Origin of the sequence: Roseateles aquatilis (genome assembly GCF_002205645.1) — a bacterium.
In the GTDB taxonomy this organism is placed as follows: Bacteria; Pseudomonadota; Gammaproteobacteria; order Burkholderiales; family Burkholderiaceae_C; genus Roseateles; species Roseateles aquatilis.
The window spans coordinates 388,402-409,320 of record NZ_NIOF01000003.1; the positions used below are offsets into that span (position 1 = coordinate 388,402).

Below are 20,919 nucleotides of genomic sequence, written 5' to 3' on the forward strand. Positions count from 1 at the left end.
TTCGCCCGACACCCACACTGCGAGGCTTCGTTCAATCCACCGCACAAGAGCGTCCCCGACATGAGCACCCCCGTCATCGCCGGCCTTCTTTTTACCGCGACGCTTGGCATCGTCGCGCTGATGGCCTGGAAGGGCGACACGGAGCGGCGTGACGTCACCTTCCTGGCCTCCGCGGCCGGTGTCGGCAGCGTCTGCACGGTGATCGCGGCGCTGGTCTGAAGGCGCGCTCCCGGCCCGCGTTTTCGCCGCGTGCCCGACCACGTTCCTCTCGCCGCTGCGCGCATTCTTCCCGCCTGGCCTGACGGATACGCTCGGTTGCCAACCCGACACCCCTGAGCTTCGCGGGTGATTCGATCGCGCGCCAGAATGGGCCATCGCCAGCGTGGCCTGGTTGTCAGGGAGAGGGCATGCGTGTTTTGCTCGTCGAGGATTCCGAGTACATCCGCAACCAGTTCGTTCGCCTGTTCGCGGACGTCCCGTTCGTGTCCGTCGTCGGCCACGCGGTCAGCGAGGACGAGGCGGTCGACGCCATCGGCACCTTGTCGCCCGACGTGGTGCTGGTCGATCTGAACCTGCAGACGGGTTCCGGCATGCATGTGCTGCGACGCGCGCGGCAAGCGGGCTTCGCGGGCAAGCTCTTCGTGCTCAGCGGCCGGGACCCCGACTTCTACCAGTCCCTTTGCGAGCGCCACGGTGCCGACGGGTTCTACGACAAGGCGCATGAGCAGGCCAAGTTGCTGGACGATTTGCGCGCGCTGTCGGAGGCATCGAGGACGTCGGGTGTCGCGGGCACGTCGACGGCGCCGGACGCTTCCGACACCTCGGCGCTTCGATGATCGCGGCGCCATCATGCCGGCGTGAGGGTCGGCGGCCGGGGCGGGAGGCCGACCCGCGGCGCGTGGCGCTCATGCAGCGCGCCTGATCGAAGCTCGATCGCCCGATCCGCGCCGGCCACCGTCTCCGGCCGATGGGCGATCGTGATGCGGGTGACGCGCATCCGGCGCAGCGCCGTGGCGATGGCGCGTTCGTTCGCGAGGTCCAGCTCGCTGGTGGCTTCGTCCAGGGCGATCACCCGCGGCCGCTTGTAGAGGCAACGCGCCAGCAGCAGCCGCTGTCGCTGTCCACCGGACAGACCCGCGCCCAGATCGCCGATCAGCGAGGCATAGGCCATCGGCATGCGGACGATGTCCTCATGCAGTCGCGCCGCGCGCGCCGCCGCTTCGATGTCGGGCAGCGACGGCGCCGATTCGAAGAAGCAGATGTTCTCGGCGATGGAGCCGCTCAGCAGCGCGTCCGCCTGCATCACCGTGCCGATGCATCGCCGCACATTGGCGACACCCAATCGCCGGATCGGCACGCCGCCATAGAGCACCTCGCCCTCGGTCGGCGCGAGCAGTCCCAGCGCGATCTTCAGCAGCGTGCTTTTGCCGGATCCGCTGGCGCCCGTGAGGGCGACATGCCGGCCGGCCTCGATCGAGAGCGAGACATCCTTCAGGATCCACGGATCGCTCTCCGAGTACCGGAAGCTGACGCGGCGCAGCTCGATGCGGGGCGGCAGGTGGGCGAGGTCCGTCGGCGGTACGTCATCGGCGTCGGACGGCGCCAGCACGATGTCCGCCAGACGTTCGGTATGGACGGACATGGCCTTCCAGTCGACGATGAAGCCGATCAACGCGCTCGCACGGGACGTGAACTGGGTCTTGTAGGCGATGAACGCGAACAGCATGCCGATCGTGAACGGGGTCGCGTCGGCGCGCCCCTGCGCGAGGATCAGCCGCGCGCCCAGCCACAGCACCAGCAGGTTCTCCAGGCCGAAGATCAGCGTGCTGGCGATGCCGAAGCCCGTGTTCAGGCGCGCCGTCCGGAGGTCCCGGTTCTGGACGTCCACGACCAGGTTCTGCCACCGACCCTGCCGCTGCGATTCGCGGCCGAACAGCTTCAGCGGCGTCATCGCGCGCAAGGTTTCGAGGAAGTAGCCGGACTCACGCGCGGCAACGACCAGGCGTTCGGCCGCCGCGTCCCGATACGCCCCGTAGGTCACCCGGCGCAACAGCGCATAGATCGCCACGGCCGCCATCACCACGCCGGTGAGCGGCAACGAGTAGCCCACCATCAGGCCCAGTGCCACCGCGGCCATCAGCCCGTCCAGCAGCGCCTCCACCGCGCCCTGCGTCAGCACGCGCTGGACGGCCGTGGTGGAGTCGAACTTCGAGGCAATGTCGCCGAGGTGGCGCCGCTCGAAGAAGTCCAGGGGCAGACGGATCAGCCGGGCGAAGACGTTGGTGGTCCATTGCAGCGACAGGCTTTGCCCGAGCACGATCACCATCCAGGACCGCGCCAGCCCCAATGCGCTCTGCAGCAGCAGCATCAGGGTGAAGCCGAGGATGAGGACGGTGAGCAGCTCGGCGTCGCCCGACACCAGCACGTCGTCGATCACCAGTTGCTGGAGCAGCGGCGCCAGCACCGCGAAGCCTTCCAGCACCACCGCGACGATGAAGATCCGCGTCATCGCCAGCGGCAGGCCGTGGGCCTGGCGCAGCAACTTGCGCCAGGCGAAGCGGGGCGCCGGCGGCTCGACCTGGAAGTCGGAGGTCGGGGTCAGCTCCAGGGCCACGCCGGTGAAGCCGGCTGACATCTCGGCGCGGGACAGGACACGGTCCCCCACCGCCGGGTCGGCGACAAGGAAGCGCCCGCGCCGTACCTTGCGCAGCACGACGAAGTGGTCGAGCTTCCAATGAAGGATGCAGGGCAAACGCAGATCGCCGAGATCGTCGAGTTCCGCCCGGGCGGGGCGCGGGCACAAGCCCATCGCGGAGGCGATCTCCATCAGCTGCGAGAGGTCGGTGCCGCGAGCGCTGGGAGGAAAGCGCCGTCGCAACGACACCAGGTCGTCGCCATGGCCCAGCAGGCGGCCCACCGTCGCGAGACAGGCGAGACCGCATTCGGCGGCCTCGCTCTGCAGTTGGGTCTTCATTCGCTGTCGGCTTCCGACGAGGGGGGCGGGATGCGCGTCACGCGGAAGCCCACTGCTTCGAGTTGCTTCAGCAGGCCGTTGGGCCCGAACAGGTGCGCGACGTCCAGCGCCACGGCGAGCGCCGTCGTCCTGCCGCTGGCTTGCAGGATGCGCGCGAGGAAGGCCGTCGCGCGCGCGGCGTTCATGGCCGCCCAGACCGGGCTGGCCGTGGGATCGATCTGATCCGCCAGCACCAGCGCCGCCAGCGCGTCATCGGTCGACGACCGGCTCGCCCGCCGCAGTTGGGTCCGGTCCGCCGCGATCGACGCGGCGGTCGGGCGGTGTTGCTCGACTTCGCGCACGGCTTCCGCGAAGGGGATGCTGTCGACGTGCAACAGGCCGGAAGCCACCGTTTCCAGGCCTTCCACCGCGTGATGGCCGTGCGCCCGGAAGGCGGCGAGGACCAGGTCCCGCGTGCCGTGGCGCGGCAGGAGGCCCAAGGTTGCGCCGTGCGCCTCGATGCAGCAGGCGAGACCGCCCAGGACGCCTCTCGCGCCCGTCTCGGCTTCATCGCGCGGATCCCAACGGTCGCACGCGCGAACGAGAGCCGCCAGCGTCCGTGGATCGGCTCGTGGGTCGGGCAGCGGGACGGCGGGGCCGTCCAGTTGTCCGTCGTCGGTCTGAACCAGCAGGAGGCGCGCCTGCCCGACCCGGGCCTGGACTTCGGGATCGAGCTGATCCGACGACTGGCCCAGCCACTGGGTGCCGACCAGCAGGATGTGGTGGCCGTCCCGTTCCAATTGCCAGGCGGGTTGCGCGGCGGCGTCGATGCCCGCGAGGGAGAGCCCGCAAAACAAGGCGCCGACCATGAATCGACCGCGGACGTTGATCATGTGTTATTCCGTTGGATCAAAAAGAAGCGGCGCCCTTGCGAGCGCCGCGCTCATACCCGTCAGACGCTGCTCATGCGGCGGGCGGAACTCATCCGGTCCATCGAGTTCTCGTAATTGGGCGCCGACGGATCATTCGACGAGCCCGCATAACGGGAAAATCCCGCCGAGGAGCCGAAACCCGACCCCGCCAGCAGGCCGGCCAGGGATTGCGCCTCGGAGCTGCCCTTGGCCATGCCCACCGCGCCGCCGGCCAGACAACCCGCGCCTGCGCCTTCCCATTTGTAGCCCGAGGGGGCCGCGCCCAGGCCGGCCAGCCCGCCGTTGACGCAGCCCCGGGTGAATCCCAGCAGAATGCCGGCGTTACCGCCGCTGACCTGCTTGATTTCATTGATCGACAAAGTCCTGATCGCCATATCGTCCTCTGGATAAAAACGGCTGATTCACCTGCGTTCAGCCACGACGCTTGAAAAACATGGATGTCATTCAAATCCTGCGGCCCACCGCGATCAGCGGTTCGAAGAGCCATTCGAGAATGGTGCGGCGTTCCTGATGAATATCCGCCTCCAGCACCATGCCGGGTTTCAGCATCACGTCCCGGCCGTAAGCCCGGATGGATTCGGCATCGAGCGCGACCTTGATCCGATACAGCGGCTCGCTGGTTTGCGCCGCCTGCAGCAGGGAGGCCGCCTGTCCACTCGGCAACTCCTGGGCGCCCAGCGGCGTTCGGCTGATCGCGGTGACCCGGCCGCGTTGCAAACCGAACTTCTGATAGGGGAAGGCCGCCAGCCGGAGCAGGACCAACTGCCCGGGCGCGACGAAACCGATCGCGCGGCTGGGGGCGAAGAGCTCGGCCTCGAGGCGCCCGGCCGTCCGGCTGTCCCTGGGCACCAGTGTCATCAGGGGCTGTCCCTCCTGCACCACCTGCCCGACCTTGGCAGTCAGGGCGGTGACGGTGGCGTCGCCTGGCGCGGCGATCACGATCTCGCGGCGCTCTTCGTTCTCGACGGATTCCTGTTGCAAGGCCGCCTGCTGGCGCCGGAGCTGCCAGGCCTCGGCCGTGCGTTGCGCCTCGGTGCTGGCGATCTCCGCCGCCATGTCCAGGACTTCGCGTTCCAGGACGGACCTGCTTTTCCGGGCGGCGTGCAGGCGACCTTGCAACTCCATCAGGTCTTCGTGATGCCGCTGAACCTGGAGGGTCGAGACGAAACCCTCGTCCGCCAGCGCTTCATAACGGTCGACGGTACGTTTCGCCAGGCTGATCCGGCGCGTCAGGAGGTCGGATTCTTCGTCGCTTTCCCGAATCTCGCGCTGCAGATGCTTCGTCCGCCGGGACAGCGCCTCGATCTTGTGCGCCGCCTGGTGGTCTCGGGTCGTCGATTCAGACTCGACGGCCTTTCTTCGCGCGCTGATGCCCTGGGCGACGAGATTCCCGGTCGGGCCGTGGCCCGTGCTTCTGCCGGTAGCGATGACGACAAGGATATTCCCGCCGCGTGTTTCTTCGCCCTCGGTGATTCTGACCTCCCGGATGACTCCCGTCGCGTTGGCGACCAGGGGCAGATTCCCCAGGGACGGGGCAATCAATCCGGATACCTTGACCTTTCTGGGGATTTCTCCAACGCAAACGAAGGTGAGCAGCAGAAACCCCACCAGCGCCACCGCCACGGTGATCGCGGACAGCAGCGGTTGATGACCCAGCCGGGCGCTTCCGAAATAACTCCGGGGCGCGCTGTTCAATACTTCGGGGCGAAAGAGGTCGCTCATGTCGGGGCTCAAACAACTCGACCGCGTCGAGGATTTGTCTGCCCGCAGAATAATGAGCGCGCGGCGGTATCTGCTAGCCCGTGGTAATGCCTAGTCTGTTTGTGTCCCGATATTCTTCGAATATCCAGCAAATGGCGGTGTCGGAACTGGTCATTCCTTGCGTGGCGTCGCTGCCGGAGGCCTGACGGCGGGCGTGAGGGCGGCGGGCGACGCTCAGCCGTCCGGCGCCAGCATGGCCATCGGCCGGTCGATGCGCCCGGTCAGCCACGGCGCCATCGGTGCCGCCGCCATCGCCGCGCCCGCGGCGGACAGGTGCTGCTGATCGACGTACAGCATCCGGGCCCGCGCCGCGAATCGGCAGCCCTCGCCGTCGCACAGCCCCTGGCGCGGATCGAGGTAGGTGGCGCCGCCGCGGCGTGCCACGTCACGCACGATCACCTCGCCGATGGGGTCCTCGATCATGCTGGCGGCCGTTCCGTACTCGCAGGCGCGGTCGTGGTCCGGCAGGCCGTTCAATGCGGCGCGCAGAGGGTTGCCGCAAGCGGCCACGCGCTTGATCGGCATGAAGGCGAAGTAGGGCACGTCGCCGAGCACCACCACCCGCTTGCCCGCGCGCACCAGTGGTTCGACCGATGCGGCCAGGCCCTGCCGCAGGTGCTCGGGGGGCGTGCCCGCCGCCCCCGTCATCGAGGCATAGGGCCCGTCGTCCGTCAGGCCGACCCGCCAGAAGCCGCCGATCACGACCACGCGGATCTCCGGCCGGGCCAGCAGCCGGTCCATCACCTGGCGGTTGAAGGCCGCGCATTCGTCGGCGTGTTGCGGGAAACGGGTCATCGCCCGGCTCACCGCCTGCAGGAAGGGGCAGGAGGACTTGGTCAGTTCTTCGTAGCCCAGGCTCGCGGAGCCGGCCAGCGCCCGCATCGCCGGGCTCATCGCGCTGGCGTGGCTGTCGCCCACCAGCGCCAGGGACGGCTGGCCGCCGGTGGCCACGCAGTCGCCGGAGAGCCGTGGCGCGGTCACGCCGTAGTTGGCCAGGCAGGGGCTGGGCGTCGCCGTGGCGCCGGCCGCCTGGGCGACGAAACCGTCGGGCCAGCGCTGCGGATAGCCGCCGGCCAGGTAGGCCGATCCGGTCACCGCCGCGGCAGCCGACATCACCAGCGCATAACGCGACAGCGACCGCCGCACCGGCGTCGGCGATTGCCGGAACGGGGTCTCGATCCAGCGGTACGAGCCGTAGGCCAGGGCGACCGACAGCGCCGCCAGCAGCACGCGCCAGGCGAGCGGCGGCTCCGTCTCCAGCACCAGGTGCGCCATGCTGATCAGCGGCCAATGCCACAGGTACAGGGAATACGAGATGAGCCCGAAGAAGGTCGCCACCGGGTTGCTCAACAGGCGCCGATTGACGAAGGCGCCGTCGGTGTGCAGCAGCAACACCGCGCCCAGCACCGGCGGCAGGGCGGTGAGGCCGGGGAAGCGCGTCGCGTGGTCGTAGGCGACGATGGGCACGATCAGCAGCGCCAGCCCGAGCCAGGCCGCGATCTCCGTCGACAGGCGGTGCCGGCGCTCGATCGGCGCCGCATGGTGCGCGCGCCACAGCGCCAGCATCACGCCCGCGCCCAGTTCCCAGGCCCGCGGCGGCAGCAGGTAAAAGGCGGCCTGCGTGTCGTGCCGCATTTGCCAGACCGCCAGCAGCAGCGACAAGGCGGCGATCGCCGCCACGGCCGCGAAGCGCCACGACGCGCGCAGCCGCGCCACCAGCGTCAGCACCACCGGGGCCAGCAGGTAGAACTGCTCCTCGACCCCGAGCGACCAGGTCATCAGGAGCGGATTCATCTCGGCCGCCGGCCGGAAGTAATCGATCGAGCGATACAGCGTGATGTTGGACACCGAGAACACCGCGGCCACGGCGTCGCGCCCGAAGTCGTGGAACTCCTGCGGCGACGCCAGCAGCGCCATCGCCACGCCCGTGAACAGCAGCACCGCGATCAGCGCCGGCACGATGCGGCGCGCGCGCCGGTAGTAGAAGCGCGCGTAGCTGAAGCGGCCCTCGCGCGCCTCGCCGTAGATGTGGCTGCCGATCAGGTAGCCGGAGATGACGAAGAAGATGTCGACCCCGGTGAAGCCGCCGGGCAGCGGCAGGCCGAAGTGGTAAGCCACCACGCTCAGCACCGCGATCGAGCGCAGGCCGTCGATGTCGTGTCGGTAGCCGGGCTGCCGGGTCGGGGATGCCGTCATGAATGCCTCGTTGAATCGCATCGAGGGCGCGCGAAGCAATCGGCGATCCCGGTAAACGGCGCGCAGGGGGCGCTCAAAGGGCGCGGGCGCTCGCGCTCGAAACCGCGTGTTCCGGTTCCCTCCTTAGAATTGCCCCCTCCCAAGCGATGACGTCCCGATGTCGGGGCGATGACGATGACAGCTGCTGTTCGGACCGCCGCCTCGCGCGCGCCCGTGGTGATCGTGGGCGCCGGCCTGGCCGGATTGACCGTGGCCTTGCACCTCGCCGACGACGTCCCCGTCATCGTCCTGGCCAAGCGTGAACTGGGCGAGGCCGCCACGGCCTGGGCACAAGGCGGCATCGTCGGCGTGCTGGGCTCCGACGACAGCATCGAGAGCCATGTCCGCGACACGCAGGACGCCGGCGCGGGCCTGGTGGACGAGGCCACCGCCCGCTTCATCGCCGAGCGCAGTGCCGATGCCGTGGCCTGGCTGGTCGGCCAGGGCGTGCCCTTCACGCCGGACGAGCAGGGCCCGCTGGGCCTGCACCTGACCCGCGAGGGCGGCCACGCGGTGCGCCGCATCGCCCACGCCGCCGATGCCACCGGCAAGGCCATCCACGACGCGCTGCTGGCCAAGGCCGCGGCGCATCCCAACATCGAGCTGCGCCAGCGCTGGATGGCGCTGGACCTGATCACCTCCCGCCACGTGCAGCGCGAGGAGCCGTCGCGCTGCTACGGCATCTACGCGCTGGACATGGATGCGCGGCGCGTCGAGGCGATCGCCGCGCGCGCCGTGGTGATGGCCACTGGCGGCGCCGGCAAGGTCTACCGCTACACGACCAATCCGGACACCTCCACCGGCGACGGCATCGCCATGGCGTGGCGCGCGGGCTGCCGCGTGGCCAACATGGAGTTCATCCAGTTCCACCCGACCTGCCTGTACCACCCGCAGGAGCGTAGCTTCCTCATCACCGAAGCGCTGCGCGGCGAGGGCGGCCACCTGAAGCTGCCGGACGGCACGCGCTTCATGGCGCAGCACGACGAGCGCATGGAGTTGGCGCCGCGCGACGTGGTGGCGCGCGCGATCGACTTCGAGATGAAGAAGCACGGCCTGGACCACGTCTGGCTGGATGCGACCCACCTCGGCGAGGACTTTCTCAAGGAGCACTTCCCGACCATCCACGCGCGTTGCCTGGCGCTGGGCATCGACATCGCGCGCGAGCCCATCCCGGTCGTGCCGGCGGTGCACTTCACCTGCGGCGGCGTGGTGTCGGACCTGCACGGCCGCGCCGACCTGCCGGGCCTGTACACCGTCGGCGAGACCGCCTACAGCGGCCTGCACGGCGCCAACCGGCTGGCCAGCAACTCCCTGCTGGAATGCGTGGTGCTCGGCCGCACCTGCGCCACGGACATCCAGGCGCAGCCCGACACCGAGCCGGCCCCGCTGCCCGCCTGGGACGAGAGCCAGGTCGAGGACGCCGACGAGCAGGTCGTCATCGCCCACAACTGGGACGAGCTGCGGCTGCTGATGTGGAACTACGTCGGCATCGTGCGCACGACCAAGCGGCTGGAGCGCGCGCTGCACCGCATCGACCTGCTGCGCGCCGAGATCGACGATTACTACGCCAACTTCCGCGTCAGCCGCGATCTGCTGGAGTTGCGCAACCTGGTCGATTGCGCCGAGCTGATCGTGCGCTCCGCGCTGCTGCGGCACGAGAGCCGCGGCCTGCACTACAGCCGCGACTATCCGCGCACGCTGCCCGCCAGCCTGCCGACGGTGCTGGTGCGCAACGGCCATACGCGCGGCGGCGTGCGCTGATCCGTCGATCGCGCGTCGGCCGTCGGGCCGGCAACGCGTGCTCGGCGCTCAGCGCTTGGCCCGCAGCACGCTGCGCGCCTGCACGAAGTTGAAGGCGTAACCCACCGCTTCCTTGATGGCGGCGTCGACGTCGAGCCGCTCCTGCTCCGTCAGGTAGAACGAGTAATCCACCGCGTGGCGGATGTAGCGCGGCGGCAGCCGGTTCAGCGCGACGCAGGCGACGTCGGCCAGCAGCTCGGGGTCGCGGTGGATCTCGGCAAACTGCGGCGCGGTCTCCATCACCGCGGCGAACACTTCGCGTTCGTGATGGTTGTAGAGCGAGGTGAAGTCCATGAGGGCATCGTCCTGGGCAAGGCGGAATGAGCCACAGCATAGGCGCGCGCCGCACCAAATGGAAAGCCCCCGCGGACGCTCGTTCGGGCGGGGGGAGACGGGGGCGCAAGGGCGTCGCGCCGGCCCCGGCGAACGGTCGCCGGCCAACCGCGATCGAGCTGTCAGCCGTCCATCGACCGGATGATCGAGCCCTGGGGGGATCGAGGTCAGCCGATGAGCGATCGGCCAACGAGGACCCCGCCGCCGCGCGATGCGGTGATCAGGCGGCGCCGAGGCCCGGCACCAGCGCGCCGGCGGCCTGCGCGGCCTTCTTCGCCTTGAGCGCGGCGGTGAAATCCAGCATGCGGTCGATGCAGGACAGCGCCTGCGCGCGGATGGGCTCCTCGACGAAGATCTCGCCGGTGCCGCGTTCCAGGCAGTCGACGATGCCCTGCAGGCCGTTCATCGCCATCCACGGGCAGTGCGCGCAGCTCTTGCAGGTGGCGCTGTCGCCGGCCGTGGGTGCCTCGATCAGCACCTTGCCCGGCGCCAGTTGGCGCATCGCGTGCAGGATGCCCTTGTCGGTGGCGACGATGTACTCGCGCGCCTTGCCCTCGACCACCGCCTTGATCAGCGCCGAGGTCGATCCCACCACGTCCGCCTGCGCCACCACGGCGGCCGGCGATTCCGGGTGGACCAGGATCATCGCGTCGGGATGGCGCTCGCGCAGCAACTCCAGCTCCAGGCCCTTGAACTCGTCGTGGACGATGCAGGCGCCGTTCCACATCAGCATGTCGGCGCCGGTCTGCTCCTGGATGTAGCGGCCCAGGTGGCGGTCGGGCGCCCACAGGATCTTCTCGCCGCGGGCCTTCAGGTCGGCCACGATCTCCAGCGCGCAGGAGCTCGTCACCATCCAGTCCGCGCGCGCCTTCACCGCGGCGCTGGTGTTGGCGTAGACGACCACGGTCCGGTCCGGATGCGCGTCGCAGAAGGCGGCGAAGTCGTCGGCCGGGCAGCCCAGGTCCAGCGAGCAGGTCGCGTCCAGGTCCGGCATCAGCACGCGTTTCTCGGGGCTGAGGATCTTGGCGCTCTCGCCCATGAAACGCACGCCGGCCACCACCAGGGTCCGCGCCGCGTGGTCGCGGCCGAAGCGCGCCATCTCCAGCGAGTCGGAGACGATGCCGCCGGTTTCCTGCGCGAGGTCCTGCAGGTCCCCGTCGACGTAGTAGTGGGCCACCAGCACCGCGCCCTTGGCCTTGAGCAGCTCGGCGGCGCGTTGCTTGAGGGACTGGCGCTGGCTGGGGGTGAGCGGCGACTGCACCTTCGCCCAGGCTTGGGCGGTGCAGGTGGCGCCTTCCGCATCCTGGCGGGCGAAGTCGTACAGAACCTGTTCCATGGGGCGCGATTCTAGGGAAGGCGAGAGGGGGCGTCGCCGTGCGGGCCATTCGCCGCCGCCCGGGGCGCCCTCATGACGGCGTCATGGGCATGGCGACGGCGATCGCGGCGACCGTCCCCGGGGAGACCTGCCGCGGCACTAGCTCTGCCCGAAGAACCGGCTCGGCGGCATGCCGACGGTGCGCGTCACCATCGCGGAGAACGCGCTGGCGCTGGCGTAGCCGAGCTCCGCCGCGATCAGCCCCATCGGCGTCTTGCGCGCGGCCAGCCGCAGCGCCTCGGCCAGCAGCGCCTGCTGGCGCCACTGCGCGTAGCTGCTGCCCAGTTCCTGCCGGAACAGCCGCGACACGGTGCGCGCGCTGGCGCCGACCTGCGCCGCCCAGTCGTCCAGGCTGGCGTGGCGCATCGGCTCGGCCAGCACCGCCTCGCACAGCCGGCGCAGGCGCTTGTCCGCGGGCAGCGCCACGCCCAACTGCAGGCCGCGCGCGCGGCCGATCTCGTCCAGGATCAGCTTGCCGATCCAGACCTCGCGATCGGTTACTGCATCGCCGGGCCGCACCTCGTCCCGCGCCAGTTGCACGACCAGCTCGCGCAGCAGCGGGGATACCTCCAGCACCCGGTTCTGCAGCCACTGCCCGTCGTCGCTGGGCGGGTCGAGCAAATAGAGCGTGCGCAGCTCGCATTGCTCGACCGCGGTCACCGCGTGCACCAGCCCCGCCGGAATCCAGACCGCCCGCGACGGCGGCACGAGGAAAGTCGCGCGGTCGGTGCTGACCCGCACCACGCCCGACACCGAGAAGACAAGCTGTCCCCAGGCATGGAAATGCGCCTGGATGTCCATGTTGCCGTCCATGCTGCGCGACTTGGCCCGCACCGGCCGCGACGGGCCGGGCGCATAGCGGCTCGGGTCCAGCGGCGGCACGCTGGTGCGGCCGGGCACCTCGCCGTCGGACGAGGGCACGGTGCGGCGGGATTTTCGGGTCATGGCGGAAACTCGACAGAACTTGTCCGGCTATCGTAATTCCGTCGCGCCGGCCCTGTCACCATCTCGGCCATGAACACCGCCACCACCACCGCCGCGGGCGCGGGCCCGCTCGGGCTCAGCGCCGAGCAGAGCGCCAAGCGAGACATCCAGACCATCAGCCTGATCGGCCTGGCGCACGGCACGTCCCACTTCTTCCACATGCTGCTGCCGCCGCTGTTCCCCGTCTTCATGCGGGAATTCGGGCTGAGCTATTCCGAGCTCGGCCTGCTGGTCACGATCTTCTTCGTGATCTCGGGCGTGGGGCAGGCGCTGTCGGGCTTCCTGGTCGACCGCACCGGGGCGCGGCCGATCCTGTTCCTGGCGCTGGGCTGCTTCGTGCTGGCCTCGCTGGCGGCGGGCACCGCGCAGGGCTTCTCCGGGCTGGCGCTGGCGGCCGCGCTGGCGGGGCTGGGCAACTCGCCGTTCCATCCGGTGGACTTCACCATCCTGAACAAGCGCGTGTCGCAGCAGCGCCTGGGCCATGCGTTCTCGGTGCACGGCATCACCGGCAACCTCGGCTGGGCGCTGGCGCCGGTGCTGCTGATCACGATCCACGAGACCACCGGCCAGTGGCGCTACGCCTATGTGGCCACGGCGCTGTGGGCGCTGGCGGTGATCGCGCTGCTGGCGTTCAAGCGCGACGCGATCGACGACCGGCAGGGCGCCTGGGCGCATGAGAAGCCTGGTGCCGCGGCCCCCGTCGACGAGCACCCGATGGCGTTCCTGAAGCTGCCGTCGGTGTGGCTGTGCTTCTCGTTCTTCTTCTTCACGACCTCGGCGCTGAGCGCGATCCAGAGCTTTGCCTCGCCGGCGCTGTCGGCGATGTACGGCCTGAGCCTGGCCAGCACCGCCTTCGTCGTCACCGGCTACATGCTGGCCGGCGCGGCGGGCATGATCGTGGGCGGTTTCCTGGTGGCGAAGTCGCAGAACCTGGAGCGCAACATCGCCGGCGCGATGGCCGCGGCGGCCGGCCTGCTGGTGCTGACCGCGACCGGCTGGCTGCCGGCGAGCCTGGCGCTGGTGGCGGCCGCGACCGCCGGTTTCGGCACCGGCCTGGCGGGCCCGTCGCGCGACATGCTGATCAAGCGCGCCGCCCCTCCCGGCGCCACCGGCCGCGTCTACGGCACGGTGTATTCGGGCCTGGACACCGGCTTCGCGGTCGCGGCGCCGATCTTCGGCGCGATGATGGACCGCCACTGGAACAACGGCGTGTTCCTGGGCGCGGCGGCGGCGCTGCTGATGGGCGTGGGCGCGGCGAGCCTGGTGCGCAAGGGCAAGACGCACTGAGCGCCGCGCCCGGTGTCCCCACGGCCGATCGAGACATCGATCGCCAAGCCACCCGGACCTTGCGATAGCGCAAGGCCTGACCCCGCGGCGCGCCGAGGCCGCGACATCGGGCCGCCCTCGCGCTTGCAATGCCCGGGGCGCTCGCTACAGTCGGCGGCCATGGATCAACACCGTCACCCCGCCCGGCCCGCCGGGCATGCGCTGGTCGAGGCCCTGGTCGAGCAGGGCATCGATACCGTTTTCGGCGTTCCTGGAGAGTCCTACCTGGCCGTGCTCGACGGCCTGCACGAGCACCGGGAGCGCATCCGCTTCGTGGCCTGCCGCCAGGAGGGCGGCGCCGCGTTCATGGCGGAGGCGCAAGGCAAGCTGACCGGCCGACCCGGTGTCTGCTTCGTCACGCGCGGGCCCGGCGCGACCAACGCCAGCATCGGCCTGCACACCGCGTTCCAGGACTCGACGCCGATGGTCCTGTTCATCGGCCAGGTGGCGTCGGACCAGCGCGACCGCGAGGCCTTCCAGGAAGTCGACTACCGGCAGATGTTCGGGCCCGGCACGCTGGGCATGGCCAAGTGGGTCGGCGAGATCCAGGACGCCGACCGCCTGCCCGAGTACGTCGCCCGCGCCTTCCACACCGCGCAGCAGGGCCGTCCCGGTCCCGTGGTGCTGGTGCTGCCCGAGGACATGCTCACCGAGTTGACCGAAGCCCCGGTGCTGCCGCGCGCGAAGCCGGCGGTCGCCTGGCCTGCGCCGGCCGACCTGGTCCAGCTGCAGGCGCGGCTGGAAGGCGCGCAGCGGCCCTTCGTCATCGCCGGCGGCGGCGGCTGGACCCCCGAGGCCTGCGCGGCCCTGCAGGACTTCGCGCATGCGTGGCAACTGCCGGTGGGCTGCGCCTTCCGCTTCCAGGACCTCTACGACAACCGCGATCCGCTGTATGCGGGCGACGTCGGCATCGGCATCAATCCCGCGCTGGCCAGGCGCGTCGGCGAGGCCGACCTGATCGTCGCGATCGGCCCGCGCCTGGGCGAGATGACCACCGGCGGCTACACGCTGCTGAAGGCGCCGCGGCCGACGCAGCAGCTGGTGCACATCCACGCGGGATCGGAAGAGCTGGGCCGCGTCTATGCCGCGGACCAGATGATCCAGGCCAGCATGAGCGGCGCCGCGCTGGCGTTGCAGCAACTGCGTCCGCCGGGTGGTCCGGGGGAGCTGCCGTGGCTGGACTGGAGCCGCGACGCGCATGCCGACTACCAGCGCAACCAGCAGTCGCAGCCGGTGACGCCGATGGACATGGCCGAGGTCATCCACCTGATCGACCGGCTGCTGCCGGCCGAGACCATCTTCACCAACGGCGCCGGCAACTACAGCGGCTGGCTGCATCGATTCCATCGCTACACGGCCCTGCATCAGGGCGGGCGCAGCCAGCTGGCGCCGACCAGCGGCGCGATGGGTTACGGCTTCCCGGCGGCGGTCGCGGCCAGCCTGCTGCAGCGCGACCGGTGGACGGTCAACATCGCCGGCGATGGGGACTTCCTCATGAACGGCCAGGAGATGGCCACCGCGATGGCCTACGGCGCGCGGCGGCTGATCTGCGTCGTCGTCGACAACGGCAGCTACGGCACCATCCGCATGCATCAGGAGCGGGAGTACCCCGGCCGCGTCAGCGGCAGCGACCTGCACAACCCCGACTTCGCCGCGCTGGCGCGCGCCTACGGCTGGCAGGCGTTCAGCGCGACGCGCACCGAGGAAGTCGAGCCGGCGCTGCGCCAGGCCCTCGCCACGCAGGCGCCGACGCTGATCCATCTGAAGCTGCCGGTGGACGTGTCGACCAGCCGCGCCACCTTGACCGGCATCCGCGAGGCCGCGCTGAAGCGGCAGGGCGCCGCGGGCGGCTGAAGGACAATGCGCGAATGTCTTCTCCCACCATCCCCTTCGCCCTGCGCGGCGAATTCATCGAACTCGACAAGCTGCTCAAGGCCACCGGCCTGGCGGGCAGCGGCGGCACCGCCCGCCATCTGATCTCCGAAGGTCAGGTGAGCGTGGACGGGCAGGTCGAGCTGCGCAAGACCGCCAAGATCCGCGCCGGCCAGGTGGTGGTGTTCAACGGCGAGCGCATCGAGGTGCAGGCGCCGGCCTGAGCGTCACGACGTCCGACCGGTTCAAGGAATCCCCCGGCGGCACGCGCGGGGACGTTCAAGGAGTAACGCCGAATGACGACCCCGACTGCCTCGATCCGTTTCTCGACCTGCGATCTCTGCGATTCGCTCAAGGCCGACACCAGCGGAGACACGCGCTGGTTGCCCGGCAGCCTGTACCGCAGCTATGGCGCCTTCGTGCGCTTCGCCGGGCCTGTGGCAACGGTGCGATGCCTGGATGACAACTCGCTGGTGAAGGCCGCGGTGGAGAGCTTCGGTGCGGGCCGGGTGCTGGTGGTCGATGGCGGCGGGTCGCTGCGGCGCTCGCTGCTGGGTGGCAACCTCGCCGCGAGCGCGGCCAGGAACGGGTGGGCCGGCGTGCTGATCCATGGCGCCGTGCGGGACCTGGAGGAACTGCGCGCCGCCGGCGTCGGCATCTTCGCGCTCGGCCATGTGCCGATGCCGACGGAGCGCCGCGATCAGGGGCTGGCCGACATCCCGGTGCTGATCGAGGGCGTGTGGATCCGCCCCGGCGATTGGCTCTATGCCGACGAGGATGGCGTGGTGATCGCGCCGAAGGCGGTGCATTCGGTGGGGTGATGCCGATGCCGTCGCGGCATGTGTCCGGCGACGAAGTTCAGGTGGAATGGGGGCGCTGACGTTGCCATGCCGGCCACGCCGACCATCCGTGACGCGCGGCCTCCAGCAGCGATCGGGAGCGCCCGACGCGCGTCGACTTTCGCAACAGCGTCTCGTCGCCCGATTTCATGGTGATTCGTCGTTTGCCGCAGAAGTCGCGCAACCATTGCGCCTGCGCCAGATCGTCCGGAAGCTGGAGTTCTCGCAGGCCCGTCATCGTCTTCAATTGCGTCATGAACGCGCGCTGTTGATCGGGCTGCGTCAAGACCGCCGTGTCCGTGCGCGACACCGCGCGCAGGTCCAGTCTCCGGAAGGTCGGCAGCGCGGTGCCGGCGGGCAACGCGCCGTCTCGCAATGCCCACACCATCAGCGTCGGGGACGTCAGCGCCGCCACGCTTCGCCGGAAGGACTCCGGCGACGCGACCCCGTTACAGCCTACCTGCACGCACAGGGGGATCCGGTCCCGTCCGATGCGGCACGCCTTCAGCATCGCCGCCGGCGGCAGATCGACCGGCGGCATCGTCGCGGCGCCGTCGCGGGGCACGATCAGCGTGCGGATCGACGCGTCACCTTCCGCGTTCAGCACGAGCCGGGCCGTGATGAGGCGTTCGATGCTGCGGCTGGTGGTCAGGTGGCCGGCGTTGCCCCCGAACGACCATCGGGTCAGGTCGTCGAGCAACTGCGGCATCGTATCGACCGCTTCCGTCGATGCTTCCGATGCGGTTGAGGCCGTGGAGGTGGATTCGGAACTCTGCCGGTTCAGGTGGTTCAGCGCATCGCCCAGGAGTTGGAGGCGCCGCGGTCTCGGCGAATCCGGGCTGGACGCCTCGGCAGAGGTGTCCCATGTCCACGGCCCCGCCTCCACCTCCGGCGAGGTCGGGGGCGATGACGAGGTCGATGACGACGACGAGGTCGAGGTCGAGGTCGAGGTCGAGGTCGAGGTCGATGGCGACGGCGGGCGGGAGGACCCGAAGGCCGACTCGCCGCGTGGCACCGAATGGGCCAGACGGTACCCGACGGCCGTCGTGCCGCGAGGAAGCGCGATCTTGCCGAGTGGGGCGGAAAGGGTGCCCTCGTGGCCGTACAGGGTCAGCGGCCTGCCGACGACGCGCGGGAGGGGGGCACCGGCGCGACGGCTGGCGGCGACACGCTGGTCGCGGGACTCCGCGACCTCGCGCATCAACGCGCTGAACGGCAGGTCGGGGTCCGCCGCGGCGACGCAGCGGTGCCGATGCGCGGCGTGTACGCGATCGCGGCTGTCCTGATCGGTGACGAAGACCTCCAATCCATGCGGGAGCGACAACGGCCTTTCCACATCGCCCCGTGGTTGCCAGGCCATCAACCCCGTGAGGCGGGGCAGGCCGTGCATCAGCGTCTGCAACGCGGCGATCGAGCATCCGCCGGGCACCGCCAGATGATGCACGCCATCGCAGCCGTGAACATTGAAGAAGCTGACCCGGTCGAAGGCGTCTGGCGACACGTGGCGCAGGTCGGCGGCGCCATCGACCGGATGACGCAAGGTCGCGACGATGAAACGGGTTTGCCGGTCCAACTCGACGTTCGGCGGCAGGTCACGGCGGACCGGGATGTCCGCGTGCGGAAGCCAGGGGTCGAACGATTCTTGGGGGCGGGAGATCGGCATGAAATGCAGTGGCAGGATGACAAGGAGACGCCCTAGTGCGGGGCGCATCTCCGGCCACCTGCAAACCGCCGCCGGATGTCAACGGCGGGTCGGCGTCATCCACGCCACCAGGGCCTCCGCGCCCATGGGCTTGCCGAACAGCCACCCCTGCGCGACCTCGCAACCGAGCTGCAGCAGGATGTCGCGTTGCCCCTCGGTCTCCACGCCCTCCGCGACCACCGTGAGGCCCAGGGCCTTGCCGATGCCGATCACCGCGCTGGACAGCGCGCGGTCGTCGGCGTCGTGCGCCAGGTCGCGGACGAAGCTCTTGTCCAGCTTGAGTTCGGTGACGGGCAGCCGCTTCAGGTAGCTCAGGCTCGAGTACCCGGTCCCGAAATCGTCGACCGACACGCCGACGCCCATTTCGTTGAGCTGCTGCAGTTGCTCGCGCGGTCGGCTGTTGTCGTCCAGCATCAGGCGTTCGGTGACCTCCAGCGTCAGGTCCCGCGCCGCGAGGCCGTGACGCGCCAGCAGCGCGCGCGCATGGGCCGCGACGTCGTCCTGATGGAAGCGCTGCGGCGAGACGTTGACCGACATGCCGGGCACGTTCACCGCCTGCGCGCGCCACGCGGCCAGTTGCGCGCAGGCCTGGTCCAGCACCCATGCGTCCAGCGCGTTGATCAGGCCGCTTTCCTCGGCGACCGGGATGAAGCGGTCCGGCGGCACCCAGCCGCGCTGCGCGTCATGCCATCGCAGCAACGCCTCGACGCCGACGAGCTGGCGGTCCGACAGGCGCAGCTTGGGCTGGAAATGCAGTTGCAGCAGTCCGTTCGACAACGCGTGGCGCAGCGCGGCCTCGATGTCGAGCCGCTCGTCCAGCGCCTGGTTCATCGCGCGCAGGAAAAAACGCGCGCAGTCGCGGCCGGCGCGCTTGGCCTCGTACATCGCGATGTCGGCGTTCTTGAGCAACTGGTCGAGGTCGGCGCCGTCCCTCGGATAGGCGCAGACGCCGATGCTGGCGGTCATCTGCACGCGGGCATGGCTGCCGTCGAGCGGGATCGGCGCCTCCAGCGCCGCGCGCAGCTTGGCGGCCACATGCATCGCATCCTCGGCGGTGCAGCCGGGCAGCAGCGCGACGAACTCGTCGCCGCCCAGGCGCGCCAGCGTGTCGCTGTCCCGCAGCGTGTCCAGCAGTCGCGCGGAGATGTGCTTCAGCACCTGGTCGCCCACCGCGTGGCCCAGCGAATCGTTGACGGTCTTGAAGCGATCGATGTCGAGCAGCAGCAGCGCCGCAGGCGCCTCGGCGCGCGAGGCGAGCAGCAGCGTCTGGTGGGCGCGATCGGCGAGCAGCGTGCGGTTGGGCAGGCCGGTGACGCCGTCGAAGTAGGCCAGGCGTTCGATCTCGCGCTGGTGCCGGTCATGCATGAACGCGATCTGGCACAGCTGCGCGCAGGCCTGCACCATCTGGCGATGGAAGGGCGCGGCGCCGCGCGGCTCGCGGTAATACAGCGCGAAGGTGGCGACGACCAGGTCGGCGCCGACCAGGATGGGTGTCGACCAGCACGCCGCGAGGCCGTGCCCGAGCGCGAGCTCCCGGAACGGCGCCCAGAGCGGATCGTTCGCGATGTCGGTCACCTCGACCGCTTCGCGCCGCCAGGCGGCGGTGCCGCAGGAGCCCGCCTGCGGACCGACCGTCAGCCCTTCCAGCGCGCCGCTGAAGGAGGTCGGCAGGCTGGGCGCGGCGAGCGGATGCACGTTGCCGCTGTCATCGACGGACAGGACCGAGCAGATCACCTCCGGCGCCAGCGCCTCGACGCCGCGGCACAGCAGGTCCATCACCGCCTTCAGCGGGCGGCCGAGCGCGACCGCTTCCAGGACGTCCCTTTGCAGATGATCGATCCCCGCCTGGCCGTCGCGCCGACCGCCGGCCGGCTCCGCCCCGAGGGCCGCCATCGGCGCGGCCCACCTTGTCGCGTGCTGTTGTGGCATCGCTGCTCCCTGTCTGTCCGAGCAGCATGGCAGGGAAGCCGGCGCGCTTCAAGCGGCGCCGCCCCCCATGTCAACGGAAAACGTCGAGCAAACGGTCCAGGCCGCCGTCGTTGATCGCGATCATGGCCTGCGCGCGCACCGCCGGCTTGGCGTGATAGGCCACGGACAGGCCGGCCGCGCCCATCATGGGTAGGTCGTTCGCGCCATCGCCGACGGCGATGCACTGCGCCGGCGAGGCGCCGATCCGGGCGGCGCAGGCCAGCATCATGCGGCGCTTCTCCTCGCCGTCGCAGATGTCGCCCCATTCCTGCATGACGAGGCCGCCGGTGAGCCGGCCGTCGACGATCTCCAGTTCGTTGCTGCGGACGAAGTCCATGCCGAGCTCGGCGGCGACATGGCGCGTGAAGTAAGTGAAGCCGCCGGAGACCAGCACCAGGGTCAGCCCCGCGGCCTTGAGCGCGGCGCAGAGGTCGCGCGCGCCGGGGTTGAAGGTCAGGCGGTCGCGCAGGACCCGGGCCAGCGCGTCCTCGTCGACGCCCCTGAGCAGCGCCAGGCGGCGGCGCAGGCTGTCCTTGAAGTCGGTGATCTCGCCGCGCATCGCGGCCTCGGTGATCGCGGCGACCTCGTCCTTGCGGCCCGCGGCGGCGGCGATCTCGTCGATGCACTCGATCGAGATCAGCGTCGAGTCCATGTCGAAGGCGGCGAGCTTGAAGTCGGCCAGCGACAGCGGGGCGGTGAAGCCCTGCAAGACGAGGGGGGACGACGAGGCGGGCGACGAGGGCGACGAGGGAGAACAGGAAGTCATGCGAGCGAAGCCTGGGTCGGAATCTTGAAAGAGGAAAGTCCCCGCCGACGATTCAGCGCGAGCGGTCGACGGG

The 20,919-nt window shown here is 70.1% G+C and carries 18 protein-coding genes; 7 read left to right on the forward strand and 11 right to left on the reverse strand.

Going from position 1 to position 20,919, the window contains the following annotated elements; all coding sequences use genetic code 11:
* Nucleotides 1–60: 60 nt before the first annotated feature.
* Together CDN99_RS28650 and CDN99_RS10050 are read left to right on the forward strand one after the other, a co-directional pair.
* Nucleotides 61–219 (forward strand): hypothetical protein, encoded by a 159-nt coding sequence (locus CDN99_RS28650; RefSeq protein WP_158218805.1) that lies wholly within the window; start codon nt 61–63, stop codon nt 217–219.
* Nucleotides 220–407: 188 nt separating this feature from the next.
* Complete coding sequence (locus CDN99_RS10050) at nt 408–836, forward strand: response regulator (RefSeq protein ID WP_088384708.1); 429 nt, start codon at nt 408–410, stop codon at nt 834–836.
* 11 nt (nt 837–847) lie between these two features.
* Here CDN99_RS10050 and CDN99_RS10055 read toward each other — a convergent pair whose 3' ends face one another.
* The 5 genes from CDN99_RS10055 to CDN99_RS10075 all read right to left on the reverse strand — a co-directional run bounded on the left by CDN99_RS10055 (nt 848) and on the right by CDN99_RS10075 (nt 7,842).
* The gene (locus CDN99_RS10055; RefSeq protein WP_088384709.1) at nt 848–2,974 is read right to left on the reverse strand and encodes a peptidase domain-containing ABC transporter; all 2,127 of its coding nucleotides are present in this window, start codon (nt 2,972–2,974) and stop codon (nt 848–850) included.
* A complete protein-coding gene (locus CDN99_RS10060; RefSeq protein ID WP_158218806.1) occupies nt 2,971–3,822 on the reverse strand; it encodes a TraB/GumN family protein in 852 nt (283 codons plus the stop codon). The genes CDN99_RS10055 and CDN99_RS10060 overlap by 4 nt, the downstream gene beginning before the upstream one ends.
* 83 nt (nt 3,823–3,905) lie before the next feature.
* Nucleotides 3,906–4,259 carry a hypothetical protein gene (locus CDN99_RS10065; protein ID WP_141100731.1) on the reverse strand — a complete coding sequence of 118 codons (354 nt, stop codon included), beginning with the start codon at nt 4,257–4,259 and terminating at the stop codon, nt 3,906–3,908.
* Between the two features lie 70 nt (nt 4,260–4,329).
* A complete protein-coding gene (locus CDN99_RS10070) occupies nt 4,330–5,607 on the reverse strand; it encodes a beta-barrel domain-containing protein (RefSeq protein ID WP_088384712.1) in 1,278 nt (425 codons plus the stop codon).
* Nucleotides 5,608–5,820: 213 nt separating this feature from the next.
* Nucleotides 5,821–7,842: an acyltransferase family protein gene (locus tag CDN99_RS10075; RefSeq protein ID WP_158218807.1), complete on the reverse strand. Its 2,022-nt coding sequence runs from the start codon at nt 7,840–7,842 to the stop codon at nt 5,821–5,823.
* 174 nt (nt 7,843–8,016) lie between these two features.
* On the opposite strand from CDN99_RS10075, the gene nadB reads away from it, so the two are divergent.
* A complete protein-coding gene (gene nadB, locus CDN99_RS10080; protein ID WP_088384848.1) occupies nt 8,017–9,642 on the forward strand; it encodes an L-aspartate oxidase in 1,626 nt (541 codons plus the stop codon).
* A gap of 48 nt (nt 9,643–9,690) precedes the next feature.
* Here nadB and CDN99_RS10085 read toward each other — a convergent pair whose 3' ends face one another.
* From CDN99_RS10085 to CDN99_RS10095, 3 genes are all read right to left on the reverse strand, one after another.
* Nucleotides 9,691–9,975, reverse strand: a complete 285-nt coding sequence (locus CDN99_RS10085; RefSeq protein ID WP_088384714.1) for a late competence development ComFB family protein — start codon at nt 9,973–9,975, stop codon at nt 9,691–9,693.
* 259 nt (nt 9,976–10,234) lie between these two features.
* Nucleotides 10,235–11,350 carry a quinolinate synthase NadA gene (gene nadA, locus CDN99_RS10090; RefSeq protein WP_088384715.1) on the reverse strand — a complete coding sequence of 372 codons (1,116 nt, stop codon included), beginning with the start codon at nt 11,348–11,350 and terminating at the stop codon, nt 10,235–10,237.
* 138 nt (nt 11,351–11,488) lie between these two features.
* A complete protein-coding gene (locus tag CDN99_RS10095) occupies nt 11,489–12,334 on the reverse strand; it encodes an AraC family transcriptional regulator (RefSeq protein WP_088384716.1) in 846 nt (281 codons plus the stop codon).
* A gap of 69 nt (nt 12,335–12,403) precedes the next feature.
* Here CDN99_RS10095 and CDN99_RS10100 point away from each other — a divergent pair, with 69 nt between their 5' ends.
* The 4 genes from CDN99_RS10100 (at nt 12,404) to rraA (ending at nt 16,392) form a co-directional block, all read left to right on the forward strand.
* Complete coding sequence (locus CDN99_RS10100) at nt 12,404–13,660, forward strand: MFS transporter (RefSeq protein WP_088384717.1); 1,257 nt, start codon at nt 12,404–12,406, stop codon at nt 13,658–13,660.
* 159 nt (nt 13,661–13,819) lie between these two features.
* Complete coding sequence (locus CDN99_RS10105; RefSeq protein ID WP_088384718.1) at nt 13,820–15,553, forward strand: thiamine pyrophosphate-binding protein; 1,734 nt, start codon at nt 13,820–13,822, stop codon at nt 15,551–15,553.
* 14 nt (nt 15,554–15,567) lie between these two features.
* Nucleotides 15,568–15,795, forward strand: coding sequence for an RNA-binding S4 domain-containing protein (locus CDN99_RS10110; RefSeq protein ID WP_088384719.1), 228 nt, complete (start codon nt 15,568–15,570; stop codon nt 15,793–15,795).
* A 72-nt stretch (nt 15,796–15,867) separates the two neighbouring features.
* A complete protein-coding gene (gene rraA / locus CDN99_RS10115; RefSeq protein ID WP_088384720.1) occupies nt 15,868–16,392 on the forward strand; it encodes a ribonuclease E activity regulator RraA in 525 nt (174 codons plus the stop codon).
* A 37-nt stretch (nt 16,393–16,429) separates the two neighbouring features.
* Here rraA and CDN99_RS10120 read toward each other — a convergent pair whose 3' ends face one another.
* The 3 genes from CDN99_RS10120 to serB form a co-directional block, all read right to left on the reverse strand.
* Nucleotides 16,430–18,073, reverse strand: coding sequence for a hypothetical protein (locus CDN99_RS10120; protein WP_088384721.1), 1,644 nt, complete (start codon nt 18,071–18,073; stop codon nt 16,430–16,432).
* 78 nt (nt 18,074–18,151) lie between these two features.
* Nucleotides 18,152–20,041 carry a putative bifunctional diguanylate cyclase/phosphodiesterase gene (locus tag CDN99_RS10125; RefSeq protein WP_088384722.1) on the reverse strand — a complete coding sequence of 630 codons (1,890 nt, stop codon included), beginning with the start codon at nt 20,039–20,041 and terminating at the stop codon, nt 18,152–18,154.
* A gap of 70 nt (nt 20,042–20,111) precedes the next feature.
* Nucleotides 20,112–20,846 (reverse strand): phosphoserine phosphatase SerB, encoded by a 735-nt coding sequence (gene serB, locus CDN99_RS10130; RefSeq protein ID WP_088384723.1) that lies wholly within the window; start codon nt 20,844–20,846, stop codon nt 20,112–20,114.
* Between the last annotated feature and the right edge of the window lie 73 nt (nt 20,847–20,919).